The following is a 17,282-nucleotide window of genomic DNA, read 5'->3' on the forward strand; positions in this document are numbered from 1 at the left end:
TTTCCCTTTAATGTATTCTCAACCAATCTTTGGTTTAAGAGGGTTGCCGAATAAGTTTTTACTTCAGAAAAGCTACTGTTTACTTTTTTATATTTGTAGTAAAGATAACAGAATCTATTATAGCAAATTTTTTAGGATTTAACGATCATTTTCATGACCTAAAAATAACCGGATGGTACTTCCAGATTCTAGCATTGTTCCCGCTTTTGGTGACTGATCAATAATTTCGTCTCCTTCGCCATTTACTTCAATGGAAAGATCTAAAGGATACTCGGCCAATTTATCCGTACTATCTCCAATAAAATCCGGTACTTCAATTTTAGGCTGGTCTGGCCAGGCATATTCTTTTTCTAATCCGTCTGTACGCTTCTCTACACCCATTGCCCGCAGACTGTCATCAATAATTGTTCCGACTACAGGTGCAGCAACAACACCACCAAATTGAATCGTATTTTTAGGATTATCGACAGCCAGATAAACGACAATTTCAGGATCGTCCGCAGGCGCAAAACCGATAAAGGATACAATATAGTTATTTTCTAAATAACCGCCGTTTGGGCCTACCTTTTGAGCTGTACCCGTCTTACCGCCAACACGATATCCATCCACATAAGCAGGTCTTCCCGTCCCCTGTGCAACGACTGTTTCTAATGTTTCCCGAATCGTTTCCGATGTATCCTGTGAGATTACCTGCCCCTTCAAATTGGGCTCATAGGATTCAACAACTTCTCCGGTTACAGGGTCAACCCATTCCTTAGCAATCATCGGCTCATATAAATAACCGCCGTTTACTGTGGCAGCAACAGCCATCACCTGTTGAATGGGTGTTACAGATACACCCTGTCCAAAGGAAGTAGTCGCTAATTCAACTGGCCCTACATTTTCCGGTTTAAAAAGAATCCCGTTTCCTTCCCCTTGTAAATCAATTCCTGTCTTTTTACCAAATCCAAAGGCATCGATATATGAAAAAAGCTTTTCTGTTCCAATCATTTGTCCTAAATTTACAAACCCCGGGTTACAGGAATTTTGAACAACCTCGAGATAGGACTGATCTCCGTGTCCTCCACGCTTCCAGCAATGGATTGTTGCTCCGCCCACTTTAATATCACCATCATCATAAAATCTATCTTTCTCTAAATCAACGACACCTTCTTCTAAAGCAGCTGCTAACGTTATAATTTTAAATGTTGATCCAGGCTCATACGTACTCCAAATAGGCAGATTTCTCCCAAATATAGAAGCATCTACATCCTGATAATTCTCCGGATCAAAATTCGGACGGCTGGACATCCCCAGAACGCCGCCTGTTTTAGGATCGACCGCAATTGCCATCGCTCCGTCTGGATTATATTCAGCTACAATTTGGTCCAGCTCTCTCTCCATAATTGTTGTTACTTTATTATTAATCGTGGTTTTCAAATTCAAGCCATCTTTTGGAGACTTGTATTCGTCCGCAAGCTGATCTAACCTTCCTCCTTTTGCATCTGAGTAAAACGATAAGCTTCCATTCTCACCTTTTAATTTATCATCATAGTATAATTCAAGCCCCATCAATCCCTGGTTGTCTATGCCAGTAAATCCTAACACATGTGATAAAGCACTGTGATTTGGATAATGTCTTTTTGAATCCTTCGCTAAATAAACGCCATCTAAATCTAACTCCCTGATCGCCTGCTCCTGCTCATTATTAATTTTAATACCCTCTGGTCTCACCATTACACTCATAGAATTTTGTGTAACTAATTCCATCATTCTTTCAATCGGCACATCGAGGATTTCCCCCAAAAGTTTGGCAGTATTTTCAGGTTCTTTAATTTGCCGCGGCATTAATAAAACAGTAGGAGCAGTTACATTCTCTGCAAGAATCTCCCCTTCCGAATCAAGAATATAACCTCTTTCTGCAGCAAATGTTATATCTCTTGTCCATAAATCATTGGCACTGTCTGATAAATCATCACTTAATACAAGCTGAACATAGGCCAGTCTTGCAATAATAACAAGGAATACAAGGATCGCAAATAAAAAAACGGTGACAATTCGTTTTTTTATTATAATTGTGGATGCGCGTTTCATGAAAGAACTCCTTTCATCGTGCTTTGTATCCACTATATGAATGAAAAAAATGGAATAGAACAAGCTATCTTTTATAGTTTCCATCTGTATATTTCTATAACAAGCCTGCTGCTCTTCTAAATTTCATCAAGCAAAACGCGATTATTTCATCCAACTCCATCAGGATATGACTCCTTTCATTCGCTGTAGTAACCTAATTGAGCGCAGACCAACCACGTAGACTCCTATGGGAACAGGGCGAGCTGAAGATCCACTTGAAAAGCGGGTTTCTTTTCAAGTTAGCTGAAGCCGTCCCCATGGAAAGCGTAGTGGTTGGTCGGAGCGGTGCTATACATAATTTCCATTTCAACAGAAAGATGATTTAACAACATGCAAGAAGGATAATATAGAACATGTTCATCCTGGAATAGGAAGGTATAGATGCTTATTCTCAGATGCAAAAGTTGCGTTTACAAACAGAAAAAAGCTTGCCGGAAAAGTAATTACTTTTTCGGCAAGCTTTTTATTCTTCTTCCGAACCTTCGTCTTCTGCTGTATCCTCTTCATCATTTTCAGTGTCTGCTTCATCATCTTCACTATCACCAGATGGTGTATCTCCAGAAGGTACTTCTAATTCAAAGCCTAAATAGTCACCTTCTTGAATTGGTTTTCCAACCTCAATGCTTTGGGAAGTAACATAACCATTACCAAATCTTTCTGTCTGTAATTGCAGCATATCAGCAAATTCCATCACTTCTCTTAATGACCAGCCTGTTAAATCTGGCATTGTTGGTTCATCTGTAAGTAATAGAACTTTTTCGTTTGGTAATATTTTATCTCCCGCTTCCACATTACTTGAAATAATTTTTTCTCCTTCACCAATTACAATTGGCCGGAGACCTTTTCCTTCCAAATCAGTCTGAATATTTTCTGTAGATTCATCCACTACTTCTGGAAATTCTACTTCATCAATACCGTCGGATTCATTTTCATCTGGTTCTACATCTAAATAATGGAGACTATTTTCTACCACATTGTTAAAAATAAATGAAAGAGGTGCCGAACCTGATTCTGTATCCTCGAGTTCCGGCTGCTGGATAGATACATAAACCATTAATTTAGGGTCGTCCATAGGAGCCATTCCTAAAAATGAAAACACGTAGTTCTCTCTTCCAGTTAAATAGCCGCCCCCTTCAGGGTTTGGCATTTGCGCTGTTCCTGTTTTACCACCGACAATATAATCATCTAACTTATATGGTGCACCAGTACCATTCTCATCATTTACTACGGAGGTTAGCAATTCTCTCATTTGTTCTGCTGTTTCTGCTGAAATCGGCTGACCGACATATTCCGGCTCCGTTTCTTCCATAACATTTCCTGTTGTAGAATCGACAATCTTGTCTACAACATAAGGCTTTACCATTTTCCCGTCATTAACAACCGCTGAAGCAGCTTTCATTTGCTGGATAGGAGTAACTGTTGTCCCCTGCCCAAAGGCCGTTCTTAATTTTTCTGAAGGCCAATTATATTGAATACGGCCGACAGCTTCATCAGGAAGATCAATCCCGGTGGGATCTTCAAACCCAAATGCCTTAATATATTCATAGAATTTATCTGCTCCAATGTCCTCCCAAAGTAATTTAGAAGCAGCTACGTTGGAAGAACGCATAAAACCTTCATCATAAGAAATTTCACCCCAGCCTTTACCCTGGTTATGATCTCTGATCTGCTCAATTCTCTCATTAGGCTGGTATGTTCCTGATTCAAATGTCTCTTCACCATTATAGACTCCCTCTTCAATGGCTGCTGCCCATGTAAAAATCTTGAAGGTAGAGCCGGGTTCAAAAGGAGAAGAAATCGGATCATTATACCAATTTTCAACATTATCAGGACTATTCGGGTTAAAACTTGGACGTGTACTCATCGCAAGAATTTCACCAGTTTTGGGATCCATAACTATTGCGTTCATCTTCGCAGGATTATATTGTTCATCTACTTGAGTCATTACATCTTCTAATAAAGTTTCAATTTTTTGATCAAGTGTTAAATAAACAGCATCTCCGTCTTCCGGCTCTTGAATTATTTCATCAGGATCCAATAGCTTCTTGTTATACCGGTCACGCTGATAAGAAATATACCCATCTTTCCCGCCAAGAACTTCATTCATGACATTTTCCATGCCAGTCACACCAGTAATGTTATGTTCGATACCATCCTCAGTTTCTTCCTCTATCTCACGGGCAAAACCAATAATATGCGACGCAAACATACCATTTGGATAATAGCGCATGGGTTCTTCATCAAAGTAAATTCCCGGAATTTCTGTATCCTCTATTTCCTCTTTAACCTGCTGGGAAAGCTGACGTCCCAACTTTCCAAACTCAACCTGAAATTTCCCTGTATTAACTGCATCATCCAATATACTTTTTATTTCACTTTCATCCACTTCTAAAATAGGCGCCAGCTTTTTTGCTGTTTCCTCTGTATTTGAAACATGCAGGTCTTTTGGTGAATTTTCTGAGTAAGCCTCATCCAATACAGCATACATGCGATATGCAGGGCGGTCATAAGCTAAAACCATGCCATTTTTATCCATGATTTGCCCGCGTTGCGCTTGCATTGTAAAAGAAGCCGAACGCTGCTTCTCTGCCCATTCGTCCAGCGCAACCCCGCTAACTTCACCTGTTGCCTGTATATACATAAACCTTCCTGCAATTACAAGGAATAGAGCAACAAAAATTAGCGTATAAACGCCGGCCATTATGTTTGCCGTCTTATTTTTTTTCATTTTAAAGAAACCCCTTGCTAGTTGTTAACTGTTTCTGCTTGTTTCACTTCCGAATTTTGGATTTTCAATCCATTTTTCTCCGCAATATCAGTAATTCTTTCAGGGCGCGATAATTCTTCCTTCTCAAAATTTAAATTTTCATTTACAATTTTTTGACTGTTTATATTGTTTTCTAATTGCTGCATACCACGATTCAAAGTATCTGTTCCAGAAGCAAAAGAGACGATTCCAATTCCAAATGCTAAAATTGCTGCACTTGTGACGGAATAAATCACTTTTTCTCCTTTGGTAATCCAAGGTGTTTTCTTTACCTTTTTGACTACTGTTTGGGATTCTTCTTGGGGATTATATCGGGGGTTTACTTGCCATTTTCTTGCCTGGTTTTCGCTCATCTCTTTTTCCACCCTTCTTCATAACGGAAATCATTATTCCATTCATTTATTTTTTCGACGATCCGTAATTTCGCTGAACGTGAGCGTCTATTTTCATCCAGCTCATCCATTTGAGCTATAACTGGTTTTCTTGTTATCAATTTAAAAGGAGCCTGATGTGATTCTGGTACAACAGGAATTTGTCTGGGTACAGGTTTATCTGTACTCCACATTTTAAAAGCTTGTTTACAAAGACGATCTTCCAATGAATGGAATGTAATTACTGCAATTCTTCCACTTTCAGCTATTACCTCAGCAGCCTGATGAAGTGCCTGATTAAATACTTCCAGCTCATCATTTACAGCAATACGTATTGCCTGAAAAATACGTTTCGCCGGATGCCCGCCTTTTCTGCGGGCAGGTGCAGGGATAGCATCTTTAATAATTTCTACTAATTCTCCAGTTGTTTCAATTGGCTTTGTTTCTCTTGCCTTTTCAATCTTTCGGGCGATTCCCTTGGAGAATTTTTCTTCACCATATCTGAAAAAAATGGATACCAGCTGTTCATAAGTCCATTCATTCACAACTTCAAAAGCAGAAAGAGACTGGGATTGGTCCATACGCATGTCCAACTTTGCGTCCTGATGGTAACTAAAACCCCTATCAGCCTGGTCCAGTTGTGGAGAGGATACTCCCAAATCAAATAGGATTCCATCAACATGTGTAACACCCTGTTCTGACAGTTTTTCTTTCAATCCCTGGAAGTTTGAATGTATAAATACAACTTTATCCTGATACGTACTCAAATTCTCCTTTGCAGCCTTTAAAGCATTTGTATCTTGATCGAAGGCAAAAAGCTTGCCATTTTCATTAAGCCTTGATGCTATTTCTAAAGAATGACCGCCTCCACCGACAGTACAATCAACATAGATACCATCCGGCTTTATTTCTAATCCTTTTATTGTTTCTTCTTTTAAAACACTGTAATGTTCAAACATCTAAAGCCACCAACTTCTTCTTAAATATCAAAATCCAACAGGTTTTCAGCGATCTCTGCAAATGATTCTTCAGATTCTTCCACATACGTATTCCAGTGATCGCTAGCCCAAAGCTCAACACGATTCGAAACACCAATCACACTGCAATCTTTTTCCAGATTAGCGTACTCTCGCAGATTTGCAGGAATGTTTATTCTTCCCTGTTTATCTATTTCACATTCCATTGCACCGGAGAAAAAGAAACGTGTAAAAGCACGAGCGTCCTTTTTAGTTAGTGGAAGCTGTTTTAACTTTCCTTCCAAAACTTCCCATTCATGCTTGGGGTAAGCGAATAAACATTTATCAAGACCGCGCGTCAATACAAAACTTGCCCCTAAGTCTTCTCTAAACTTAGAAGGGACAATGATTCGTCCTTTTGTATCAATGCTATGCAGGAATTCTCCCATAAACATAAAGACGCCCCCCACTTTCGTAAATTCATAATACCACATCCCCCCACTATGCTCCACCATTTCTTCAAAAATATTTTATATCCTTCATTTAAAGCTTCTGAATTCCTTTTTAAAAACCATAAAAAAAACTGTCATATCAATAGATAGACAGTTTTTATAAAAAATATAAGCTTGTGGTGGGGACTTGTGGGGGAATTTACTCAACCACCCAATGTCCGATTTCCATATCAAATGGAAATGCAGTCAGCTGCGAAATAATTTCTATACCATATTGATTTAATAAAAATAACGGATTCCAAATACGTTCCTGCAGACCTCCATATGGATGAAGTACCTGTTCCAACTGATTAAATTCATTTAATTCCCGAGAATGCTTCTTCTCAAATTCTTTATGAAAACGTTTATTCATAAATCGAATATCCTCTAATAGATAAGTTAAATTCTTTTTACTTAGAGCCTGTATGTCATCACCCATTTGATCAGCCATATTCTGAATAGGCAGATGTGCTTCTTTAATTTTTTCAATTACTCCATCCGTTACCCGATCTATTTCCTGTCGTCCGTTCGTTCGCATATACTTCTTCCTTGTTGCCTGGACACCATTTAATATAACATCTTTAACAGTCAACTGATATTTTGTTAATATCTTTTTCGTAGAAGCGTCCAGAAACGTGAATGAAAGCCTTGGAACCACTGGCGGCATTTGCAAGTTCATTGCATGAAAACCCGATTTCAATGCTGCCCAATAAGCTATCTCGCCAGGTCCAGCTATAAAAGCCAAAGTAGGAAACATATATTCCTGCATAATCGGTCTAGTTACGACGTTATTACTCAATTTCCAAGGTGTATTTCTGGCAATATCCATCAATTCCTGTTGCGTAAAAGAAATTTCCTGCTGTTTTCCAATCCAGCTTCCATTTTCAGCTGCTTTCAACAAAATTCTTCCTTGCATATCATCATGGTAAAATAAATTCCCGTCTGATTTTTCAGCATCTATAGCAAGTGGGTACTCAAGGCTTTCTAATTCTTTTAGAGTTTCAGCCACAGACTTACTAATTTGCGATTGTTTCTGAATCAATTCCCGAAAACAATCTTTCTCCAGCTTACGGAATGCAGGATTTCCAGAATCCACGAGGACAATCCCATGATTTTCAAACAATACAAGAATAAGACGTGCAAAGAAATCAATATAATTAGCTGCTTGATCCTCTACTTCTTGAATCAGCGTACAAAGTTCTTTTGTATGTGCTGTTTCCGGCAATGCTTCAAAAACAGCTGCAATCCACTTTTGCAATTCCTGCTTATCCAATTCCAGTTCTGAAACAGACTTCTTTCCAGCATCTGTATCTCTGGTATGAAACTTTAATTTTTTAAAGTCTCCGTCTTCTTTTGGACAGTGGATATGATTTATTTCCTCAAAATCATGATCTTCTCCAGCGATCCAAAATACTGGAATAACAGGTGTTCCTAATGCTTCTTCCTGCTGTTTCGCTAACTGAAGAATAGAAATAATTTTATTAATCGTATAGATAGGGCCAGTTAAGAGACCTGCTTGCTGGCCGCCAATGACAACTGTACTCTGCGTATCATTTAAGCGGTCAATTTGCTTTAAAGTTTCTTCTGGAGCTCCCCATTCCTTATTTAATTTATGTAATACATTTGTCAATTCATTTCGATTAAACTCTCTTTCTGATACATCTTGCAGCCGTTTATGAAAATCCTTATATGGATGGTAATCAAACAATTTTGTTATATTATCTGCTTCATTTTTATAATCAGCTACCAACTTATTAGCAGCTGGCAAAGTTAATGGATTTATTTGCATATCATTTTCCCCTTATATCGAATTGGATACATTCCGTATTGTACAGAAAAAACAGTAATAATCAAACTAATCTGCTTCCAGAGGAGATTAATTGGAGTTTCCTTACGATAAAACCTCAAAGATGATATAAATGAAGCTTAAAATAATATACGCAGAAGAAAACAATAAAAAGGCACTTCTCCAAACAATTTTAATTGCTTTGGAAACTTCTATTTCTGTCTGATTTCGATATTGATGAATTAAGATCCCCGCCAGACTGATTAAGAACAACAGGATAATCCATCCGAAAAAACTTTGGTCAAATAAAAGCTGTAATAAAATGCCGACACCTAAAATAAAAAATATCGCTGACCATTGGACAGCATTATGTACCGCTTTCCACGTATGTTTTTTAGTAAGCTTTGTTATCCAATATGCCAAAAAAGTAACAATGAATGGAAATGCAATAAAAAGAGCCAGTGTATAATAAATATAATCTCTCATTCTTTCCCCCCTGCCTAAGAAAAACCAAGAAAATCATTTGGTCTTTAAAATACTGATGTTCTTGCCGAGGAGATGTCCGCTACGGAAAGCGTAGTGTATTTCTGGGGTTGCGATTACTCACCCCATGAAAACCGTTGGAGCGGCTATCCTCAGCATTTTATACTTTCTTACTCTTAAAAAAACAAATAATTCCTAAAAAAGATACATAGATGTGATTTATTTTAGCTGATTTCGTAGGAAAATAACAGAAATAATTTTAAATTTGTCTCCTATGTATTATAATTTAGACAAAGAAGGAAATCCACATTCATCTTTAAATGTTCTTAATGAATAGGATACTACACTATGCAGGAGGAGTTAATATGGGAAATATAAAGATAGAAAATTTACTCATCAATTTTAAAACACTGGAAAAATTTAAGCGTTTTCGCGAATACGGTAATCAAGAATTGACGATGATGGAAGATTTGGAGAATAAGATTATTGAGAATAATAGTAAATCCCCTTTTTACGGAATCTATATTGGTGATAACTTAATAGCCAGAATGAGTTTGTACGAAGTGAGTAAGAAATATGATTTTTACTTTGAACCTTCGCAGGATTATCTTACATTGTGGAAATTAGAAGTACTTCCTGACTATCAAGGGAAGGGCTATGGAAAAGCACTTGTAGATTTTGCAAAAAGCTTTAATCTCCCTATCAAAACAAGTCCGAGAATTAACTCACATGGTTTTTGGGAAAAGATGCACTTTATCAAGCCGCATTATGAAATGGAACGTGATTTGGGAGAAAATCCATTACTCTGGTTGCCTGAAGGCGTTGAAGAAAAAGACACGAAGCAATAAGCTTCCTGTCTTTTTTTTTCATATTTAGAAAGTATAAAATTCCAGCGTACGTTTTGGTGGGACAAGCAATCGTAGTTCCAGGCACAGCCCTAGACCCATAGAAATATTTCCAGTTAGTAACATTTCAAAATGTATATCGTAAGAATTGAATAGCTGTAACCCTGACCGGTTAAATTTTAAAAATAGTTTTTATAAATGCGTGTTAAAAAAAGATTTGAATTAATTCCCAGAAATCAGGGCGAAGCGGTTTACAATCGGGTCTTTTGAACATCCTCTATAAGATGATTTATTTTCCCCCATACAGTTTCATATACTTCAATCCTCTTTTTTAAATCTCTATTTTCCTGAAGGGCTTCATTTAATTCTTCACGTTTCACAAAATCTTCCTGCTGCGGCATATCTGTCCGCATTTTTTCTAGCAGTTGAATGGCAGTATCAATAGAATGAATGGAGGAAGTTTCTATTGCTGGATAAGTGATTCGCTGCTTTAACCCTGCTTTTCTTTTTTCTTTTGCAGCTTGAACTTGCTCCTGACATTGCTTCCTTATCTTTGCATTCCAACGAAATCCGCATGCTGCTGCTGTTCTGGATAATTTTTCGGCAACTTCTTTAAATGCTTCTAATTGTGTTCTGCCTTCCTGGATACACTGTAATACTGTATCTGCTAATAATCTGTCTTCTTCTTCCGTCCAAGCATCCTGTCTTGTATCGTTCATAACATACCTCCTAATAGGGTTTGCTATCAATGTATGCAAAAAATAGGTATGCTAGAATCGTTTTATATTAAAATTATCCAAATCACTTCATTTTCCCCATAAAAAAACAGACCACGAATTGTGATCTGCTTTTATTATTTGGGATTAGTTACTTACAACTTCTTTTCCATCATAATGTCCGCAAGATTTGCAAACATGATGAGGTTTTGTTAATTCACCACAGTTAGAGCATTCTACCATACCAGGTACGTGTAATTTTTTATGCGTACGGCGTTGGTTTTTTACTTTTTTGGAAGTTCTTCTTTTAGGTACTGCCATGACTTACACCTCCTTCAAAATGAAAGTAAAACTTGAATCAGATTCTTATTTTTCTTTCTGGTTATTATTAAGGAGAGATTCCAATTTTTTTAGTCTTGGATCGATGGACTTCTCTTCCTTAGTTTCAGATACAAATTCCCAGTCCTTCCCACTAGAAGGAGCTGCCTCATCCGAATCAGCGTTATCAGCAAAAACGCGGAATGGAATTTCCAATAATATATTTTCCTTGATATATGGTGTTAAGTCAAGAACTTCTCCCTGAATTGGATGAATTTCTTGTTCCTGTTCTTCTCTTCCATAATAAGCAGACGCAGAAAAGACCTCGTTTGCATCTATTTGAAACGGATAAGGAACGTCCACCAATGTACGGGCACAAGGGAGTGTCATTTCTCCTTTTAAATGAAAGTTCACATAGAACTCTTCACCATGCATGGTTATTTGCCCTGTCACATGCACTGGAGAAATTTTACGAATATCATTATTCATCATTTCCAGTTCTGTCACATCTGCTTGGCCATCAAAGAAATACGGCTCATTTACGGAACCTTTTCTAATCTGATTAATAGTTAATTTCATTAAAATCACCTCTAGGCAACAAGATAAATGATAAAAGAAAATGCCACGTTTGTCAATATATTTTCTTTACAGAAGTAGTATTACCTAACAAAATAAGTACAAAACGTCAGCTAAACTCATTTTCACAGCAATTTTCCCTTATATCATCCTTTTGCTTTTATTATTATTACTGTTATTATTTTAATGCTTAATATGTATGAAATTATAACCTTTTTATAAGTGAATATCCAAACATAATACATATATTTTCGTAACTCTGTTTACAGCTCTGAATATGTTAAAATAGAATTACTTAAAAATAGAGGTGAGTGCATGAAAGCTTGCGGTTTAGTTGTAGAATATAACCCTTTCCATTATGGGCATCAATATCATTTAAAACAAGCAAAAGAAAAAACAAATGCTGATTGTGTCATTGCTGTTATGAGCGGGAACTTTTTACAGCGTGGCGAGCCAGCTATTATGGATAAATACAGCCGGGCCAAGGCAGCAATTCTTGGGGGAGTCGATCTGGTTATAGAGCTGCCTTATGTTTATGCTGTTCAGTACAGCGATTATTTTGCCAAAGGAGCGATCGACATCCTCTATCATTCTGGAGTAAATTCAATATGCTTTGGCAGTGAATCTGGAAATATCAATTCTTTTTCAGATGCTTATCTGCTCAAAAAACAGCATCATGATCAATATGAAGCTCACGTGAAAACATACTTAAATGAGGGATATGCATACCCTGATGCAGCAACAAAAGCTTATCAAAGTATTTTTGGCATTTCTAGTATACTTGATGTGTCCAAACCAAATAATATATTAGGTTTAAGTTATGTTCAGGCAATTAAAGACTCTCAGTATCCTATAAAGCCTATTACAATTAAACGTATTCAGAATAATTATCATGATACTGCAATCACAGGGAATATTGCCAGCGCGACAAGTATCCGTAAAGAAGTGCTTAAGAATCCTTCTGCCTCTGAAACGGCGGCAGAAACAATGTCGGCAACTACTTTAGATATTCTAAAAAGTTATAAATATGAAGCAGGCTGCTGGCACGATTGGGAGTTATATTTTCCTTTTTTAAAATATCGTGTGGAAACGATGACTTTAACGGAACTGCAACAAATAGAAGGCATTATAGAGGGTCTTGAACATCGAATCGCACGTACCGCTTCAGAAGCTTCATCTTTTCAAGGATGGATGACTGCTTTAAAAACAAAACGGTATACATGGACTAGACTTCAGCGTATATTTGTTCATATTTTAACTAACAAAAAAAAAGAAGAGAATATGCTAGCAAATAATATTGGGTACATGCGAGTTCTTGCTATGAATAAAACTGGACAAGCTTATCTAAATCAACAGAAAAAGCAAACTGAGCTGCCATTTATTACAAAAATTAATCAAATACAGCATCCATTCCTGCAAACAGAAGAGAGAGCTGCCAAAGCATATTACAGTGTCTTGCCCGGCAGTAAACATCGTAAATTCTTTTTACAGGAAATTAAATCTCCGATAATTATTAAGTGAAATTCTTTTCAGCAAGAGTTTTCGTTTTCTTCCATTGGATGGTATTACAGAAAATATTTGCTGTCGGAAATCGTAATTACTTGTCCTATCAAAGAAATTGATTTCTGCTTAATTTTAAAAATAAAAGGATTTCCGTATCAAGGTATGATACGGAAATCCTTTTATTTTATTCATCAGTGATGCTCTCTAAATACTCAACCGCATCTTCAAAAGTATCTACTGGAACGATTTTCATATCTGTTCCTATACTTTCTGCAGTCTCAGCCGCCACTTGATAATTTGAGCCTTCACGTCCGCCTTCATTTGGAGCAAAGAAAATGTCGACTCCCTCTTTGTCGGATGCTACGACTTTCTTGTCTATGCCGCCGATCCGGCCAACATTTCCATCATAATCAATTTCACCAGTTCCACCAATTTGTTTGCCGTCAGTTAAATCTTCTTCTACTAACTGGTCATAAATCTCTAATGAAAACATTAGTCCTGCACTTGGACCGCCTATACTGCCGCTGGAAAAATGAATTTTTGGATTTACCGTAACTTCCCGGTCTGTCACAAGATTAATTCCAATTCCTATACGGCTGCCTTCATCATCTAACGGTTCTAACGCCATATCTGCTGTATGCTCTTCATCATCTCTTTCATACATAACAGTTACAGTATCTCCCGTTTCTTTCCCGTCAATATAATTAATCAAATCTTGAGATTCATGGACTTCTGTATCATCAATCCCAATAATCCGGTCGCCGCTTTCTAATTTACCTTCTGCAGGCAGTCCTTCCACTGCGGCAACTACATATACACCATTGTAAGAAATATCTATATCTTTATCAGCCGCTTCATAAGCGACCACTGTTGCAGCTTCCTGAGAGCTTTCCATCACTTGAAGCTGTGCAGCCATATAATCTTCCTGGGTCATTCCTTCCGGGAATACCTGATCTAACGGTAGAATATCATGATGCGGTAATAATAAAGCAGCGGCATACAAAACGGGTGTGGCCTGCATTCCGCTGACAGTTACTAAATGCATATCACCTTCACTCAAATAGCCGTCTTCCACTTCTACAATAGGATCTAACGGGTCAGCTCCACCTGGTTTTTGTATATAATACGGTAATTGATAAACTCCTAAGAAGTAAACAATTAATACAACTGCTAATAAACCTATAACTCTCTTTTTCGATAAACGAAACACTTGTTATTCCCCTTCCTGGCACCCTTACTAAAAATATATCTATGGCATATTTTCATATGGTATTCGCGTATATATATCGTATATAACAAATTTATCACAGTGTAACTGGCTGTAAGAACTCCCTCTTCAAGGATAGAGAATAAATGAATATTCTAAACGGAAGCCGGACAGCCAGTAACATCCCGATTGGTTCAAGGGTCTTTAGGGAGGTCGCTTTCTGGTCATACCTTTAGGTACATACCCTTGTAGTACCGTCAATCAGCAGGGCAAAAAAGAAAACCCCGCTGATTAAAGTTTCACTTTATTTTATTAAAATTATACATCGGACAAGCTAGCATTATTCTACTACTTCCCACAATAATTGTACAGAGTGGATACTTCATTAAAGAAAGTATAGGCAACATAATGACACTTTCTTTCTAATAGGGGGACATCAGATTGAAGCAAAAACTAAAAACACTCGGCTATGCTGGCATATCAATTTTTTTATGCCTCAGTTTAATACGGTTTCCAGATCAGGCATTAGAGGCAGCTATCCGCGGATTAAATATGTGGTGGGAGGTTGTGTTTCCGTCACTGTTACCATTTTTTATAACCGCTGAGCTATTGTTAGCATTTGGAGTTGTTAAATTTTTAGGTGTTTTATTTGAACCGATTATGAGGCCATTATTTAATATACCTGGCGCCGGCAGTTTCGGATGGATCATGGGAATGGCAAGCGGTTACCCGACAGGGGCAAAAATAGCAGCAAGGCTCCGGGAAGAAAAACAAGTAACACAGATAGAGGCGGAAAGATTGGTATCCTTCACAAATAACTCCAGTCCTCTCTTTATATTCGGAGCAATTTCTGCAGGCTTTTTTTATAACATTAAGCTGGGTTTGCTGCTGGCAATTTGCCATTATTCAGCAAATACCATTGTCGGAGTCATCATGCGTTTCCATGGGAAGAAACAGGAACAGCACTTGACCAAGAAAAAAAGATATCCATTTTCACTGAGAAGAGCATTTCAAGAGATGCACCGAAACCGCTTAAAGAATACTCGCCCCTTTGGCGAAATATTGGGAGATGCAGTACTAAATTCGATCCAGACACTTGTTATGGTCGGTGGTTTTATAATTTTATTTTCTGTATTGATCAAACTTCTTTTTCTGATGGATATAACACCGATTATTGCATCTTTTATTGAACCAGTTCTTCCTATTTTTGAAATGCCAAAGGAACTGGGCCTGCCGTTCATTTCAGGGTTATTCGAAATTACTGTTGGATCGAACTTAATATCGCAGGTAACAACTGATTCTTTATTACAAAAAGCAATTTTAATCAGTTTCATCCTTGGATTTAACGGATTATCCATACAAGCACAGGTTGCCAGTATTTTAGCTAAGACAGATATCCGTTTCTACCCATATTTTTTAGCACGGCTCTTACATGGCACAATCGCTGTCATTCTAACCATTTTATTATACAAGCCATTATATCTTGATCGAATCGTTATCAATTCTAATGAAATTCCTGCTGCAACAATGCAAGATTCCTCGATTTGGATGAATACTTACTTTTTTTTACAGAGTATTGGCCCATCAATAACAATATTAAGTTTGGCAGCAGCTTCCTTTATTATTATCTATAAAATAAAAAAGAGATAAATTATATTCTTACTGCACAAACAAAAGAGAGCCGGATAAATCAGGCTCTCTTCATTGTAAAATAGGAATAAATATATCCACTGTATGAATTGCATTTTTTCATGTCAGTAAGTTTTAGCTTATATGTAATAAACAGAAATCATGCATTCAACATTTTTATTTAAATTTCTCCTTAAGCGCCTGCTCCACAACATCTGGAACGAGACCAGAAATATTCCCCTGATATTTAGCAGCTTCCTTTACCATGCTCGAACTTAAGAAAGAATATTTTGTATTTGTCATCATAAATAAGGTTTCTACATCTTCATTTAACTTCCGGTTCATCGAGGTAATCTGCATCTCATATTCAAAATCACTGACTGCACGCAATCCTCTGATTACAGCTGTCGCACCTATTTCTCTCGCATAATCCATAAGTAATCCGCTGGAAGAATCCACTCGTACATTGGGGAGATCCTTTAATGATTCCTCTAATAACTGTTTTCTTTCTTCGACAGTGAAGAGTGGTGATTTAGATTGATTATTAAACACTGTAACTACTACCTCTTCAAAAACTTTTGCACCGCGACTGATAATATCTAAGTGCCCGTTTGTAACTGGATCAAAACTCCCGGGGCATATCGCTAGTTTTCTCATCATTCATGCTTCCTCACTTTCTTCGATTTGGTAAATAGTAACTTGAACTAAGCCGCCATAATCTGCTTGTTTCACTGCTTTTAAAGATTTATACGTATTTGGCAGCATGTTAGACTTATCATGCTCACAATATACAATTGCATTCTTTTTAAGCATTTGATTATCGAGAAGGTAATCAAGTAATTTTAAATAGTCTTTATTTTTATACGGCGGGTCCAGAAGTACTAAATCGAATTGCAATTCACGTTTCGCAATTGCCTTTAAAGCACGCTGAGCATCATTTCGATATACTTCTGCCTGCTTTTCTAATTTTAGTGTTTTCAAATTCTCTTTAATGATTTGTATTGCCTTTGGATGCTTGTCTACAAAAATCACCTTAGACATCTCTCTGCTCAATGCTTCAATTCCAAGTGATCCGCTTCCAGCAAATAAATCTAATCCCAATCCGCCTGAAAAAAAAGGACCCATTATTTGAAATACAGCTTCTTTTACTTTATCAGTAGTTGGCCTTGTAGACTCGCCAGCAACACTTTTTAAACCTCTTCCTTTATGTATTCCAGCTATTACACGCACTCCAGGTCACCTCAGCTCTTTTTGGCTCGTCAATAGTCTACCACGATTCTTAGCTTTAGCAAATTATTTTATTTTGGGATGTATATTATTTTTTGCTTTGTCTATAATAACATAATGATTCAGCTAAACATGATTTAGTTGAAACGGAAGAAGGCTTATTCTTCCCCATAAGCTCTTCATCCGGTTTCTCCTCTCCCTTTAGCCTTTTATTTTTATTTAAAAATAAAAGCACCTGCAGTAGTTTTGACTGCAGGTTTTTTCTTTTTATATGCAATTTTATCGTAGCTTAGTC

The 17,282-nt window shown here is 37.2% G+C and carries 16 protein-coding genes; 3 read left to right on the forward strand and 13 right to left on the reverse strand.

Annotated elements, in window-relative coordinates; genetic code table 11:
- Positions 1-138 precede the first annotated feature (138 nt).
- The 7 genes from MHH51_RS14990 to MHH51_RS15020 all read right to left on the reverse strand — a co-directional run bounded on the left by MHH51_RS14990 (position 139) and on the right by MHH51_RS15020 (position 8,969).
- Positions 139-2,073: a stage V sporulation protein D gene (locus tag MHH51_RS14990; protein WP_147209624.1), complete on the reverse strand. Its 1,935-nt coding sequence runs from the start codon at positions 2,071-2,073 to the stop codon at positions 139-141.
- A 502-nt stretch (positions 2,074-2,575) separates the two neighbouring features.
- Positions 2,576-4,840 carry a penicillin-binding protein gene (locus MHH51_RS14995; RefSeq protein WP_339282415.1) on the reverse strand — a complete coding sequence of 755 codons (2,265 nt, stop codon included), beginning with the start codon at positions 4,838-4,840 and terminating at the stop codon, positions 2,576-2,578.
- A 17-nt stretch (positions 4,841-4,857) separates the two neighbouring features.
- Entirely contained in the window at positions 4,858-5,244 is a 387-nt protein-coding gene (gene ftsL / locus MHH51_RS15000; RefSeq protein ID WP_307725835.1) for a cell division protein FtsL, read from the reverse strand.
- A complete protein-coding gene (rsmH, locus tag MHH51_RS15005) occupies positions 5,229-6,209 on the reverse strand; it encodes a 16S rRNA (cytosine(1402)-N(4))-methyltransferase RsmH (RefSeq protein WP_147209626.1) in 981 nt (326 codons plus the stop codon). Before rsmH ends, ftsL begins: the two co-directional genes overlap by 16 nt.
- A 20-nt stretch (positions 6,210-6,229) precedes the next feature.
- Positions 6,230-6,661, reverse strand: a complete 432-nt coding sequence (gene mraZ, locus MHH51_RS15010; protein ID WP_147209627.1) for a division/cell wall cluster transcriptional repressor MraZ — start codon at positions 6,659-6,661, stop codon at positions 6,230-6,232.
- 196 nt (positions 6,662-6,857) lie between these two features.
- Positions 6,858-8,486 (reverse strand): bacillithiol biosynthesis cysteine-adding enzyme BshC, encoded by a 1,629-nt coding sequence (bshC, locus tag MHH51_RS15015; protein WP_339282416.1) that lies wholly within the window; start codon positions 8,484-8,486, stop codon positions 6,858-6,860.
- A 102-nt stretch (positions 8,487-8,588) separates the two neighbouring features.
- The gene (locus tag MHH51_RS15020; protein WP_147209629.1) at positions 8,589-8,969 is read right to left on the reverse strand and encodes a DUF3397 domain-containing protein; all 381 of its coding nucleotides are present in this window, start codon (positions 8,967-8,969) and stop codon (positions 8,589-8,591) included.
- Positions 8,970-9,331: 362 nt separating this feature from the next.
- Between MHH51_RS15020 and MHH51_RS15025 the strand changes: the two genes are divergently transcribed.
- Complete coding sequence (locus MHH51_RS15025; protein WP_147209630.1) at positions 9,332-9,814, forward strand: N-acetyltransferase; 483 nt, start codon at positions 9,332-9,334, stop codon at positions 9,812-9,814.
- Between the two features lie 248 nt (positions 9,815-10,062).
- Here the strand turns inward: MHH51_RS15025 and MHH51_RS15030 are convergent, their stop codons facing one another.
- The 3 genes from MHH51_RS15030 to MHH51_RS15040 form a co-directional block, all read right to left on the reverse strand.
- The gene (locus MHH51_RS15030; protein WP_147209631.1) at positions 10,063-10,530 is read right to left on the reverse strand and encodes a Myb-like DNA-binding domain-containing protein; all 468 of its coding nucleotides are present in this window, start codon (positions 10,528-10,530) and stop codon (positions 10,063-10,065) included.
- A gap of 144 nt (positions 10,531-10,674) precedes the next feature.
- On the reverse strand, positions 10,675-10,848 hold the full coding sequence (gene rpmF, locus MHH51_RS15035; protein ID WP_077601073.1) for a 50S ribosomal protein L32: 174 nt from the start codon (positions 10,846-10,848) through the stop codon (positions 10,675-10,677).
- Between the two features lie 45 nt (positions 10,849-10,893).
- Positions 10,894-11,424 (reverse strand): YceD family protein, encoded by a 531-nt coding sequence (locus MHH51_RS15040; protein WP_147209632.1) that lies wholly within the window; start codon positions 11,422-11,424, stop codon positions 10,894-10,896.
- A gap of 312 nt (positions 11,425-11,736) precedes the next feature.
- On the opposite strand from MHH51_RS15040, the gene MHH51_RS15045 reads away from it, so the two are divergent.
- Positions 11,737-12,942, forward strand: coding sequence for a nucleotidyltransferase (locus MHH51_RS15045; protein WP_339282417.1), 1,206 nt, complete (start codon positions 11,737-11,739; stop codon positions 12,940-12,942).
- Positions 12,943-13,108: 166 nt separating this feature from the next.
- On the opposite strand, the gene MHH51_RS15050 is transcribed toward MHH51_RS15045, so the two are convergent.
- Positions 13,109-14,134 carry a SepM family pheromone-processing serine protease gene (locus MHH51_RS15050; protein WP_339282418.1) on the reverse strand — a complete coding sequence of 342 codons (1,026 nt, stop codon included), beginning with the start codon at positions 14,132-14,134 and terminating at the stop codon, positions 13,109-13,111.
- 438 nt (positions 14,135-14,572) lie between these two features.
- Here MHH51_RS15050 and ylbJ point away from each other — a divergent pair, with 438 nt between their 5' ends.
- Positions 14,573-15,781: a sporulation integral membrane protein YlbJ gene (gene ylbJ, locus MHH51_RS15055; protein ID WP_147209635.1), complete on the forward strand. Its 1,209-nt coding sequence runs from the start codon at positions 14,573-14,575 to the stop codon at positions 15,779-15,781.
- A 156-nt stretch (positions 15,782-15,937) separates the two neighbouring features.
- On the opposite strand, the gene coaD is transcribed toward ylbJ, so the two are convergent.
- Together coaD and rsmD are read right to left on the reverse strand one after the other, a co-directional pair.
- Positions 15,938-16,417 (reverse strand): pantetheine-phosphate adenylyltransferase, encoded by a 480-nt coding sequence (gene coaD / locus MHH51_RS15060; RefSeq protein ID WP_147209687.1) that lies wholly within the window; start codon positions 16,415-16,417, stop codon positions 15,938-15,940.
- Between the two features lie 3 nt (positions 16,418-16,420).
- Positions 16,421-16,990 carry a 16S rRNA (guanine(966)-N(2))-methyltransferase RsmD gene (gene rsmD / locus MHH51_RS15065; RefSeq protein WP_147209636.1) on the reverse strand — a complete coding sequence of 190 codons (570 nt, stop codon included), beginning with the start codon at positions 16,988-16,990 and terminating at the stop codon, positions 16,421-16,423.
- Positions 16,991-17,282 lie beyond the last annotated feature (292 nt).

The sequence above is a fragment of the Oceanobacillus sp. FSL K6-3682 genome, assembly GCF_037976165.1.
Classification (GTDB): Bacteria; Bacillota; Bacilli; order Bacillales; family Amphibacillaceae; genus Oceanobacillus; species Oceanobacillus sojae.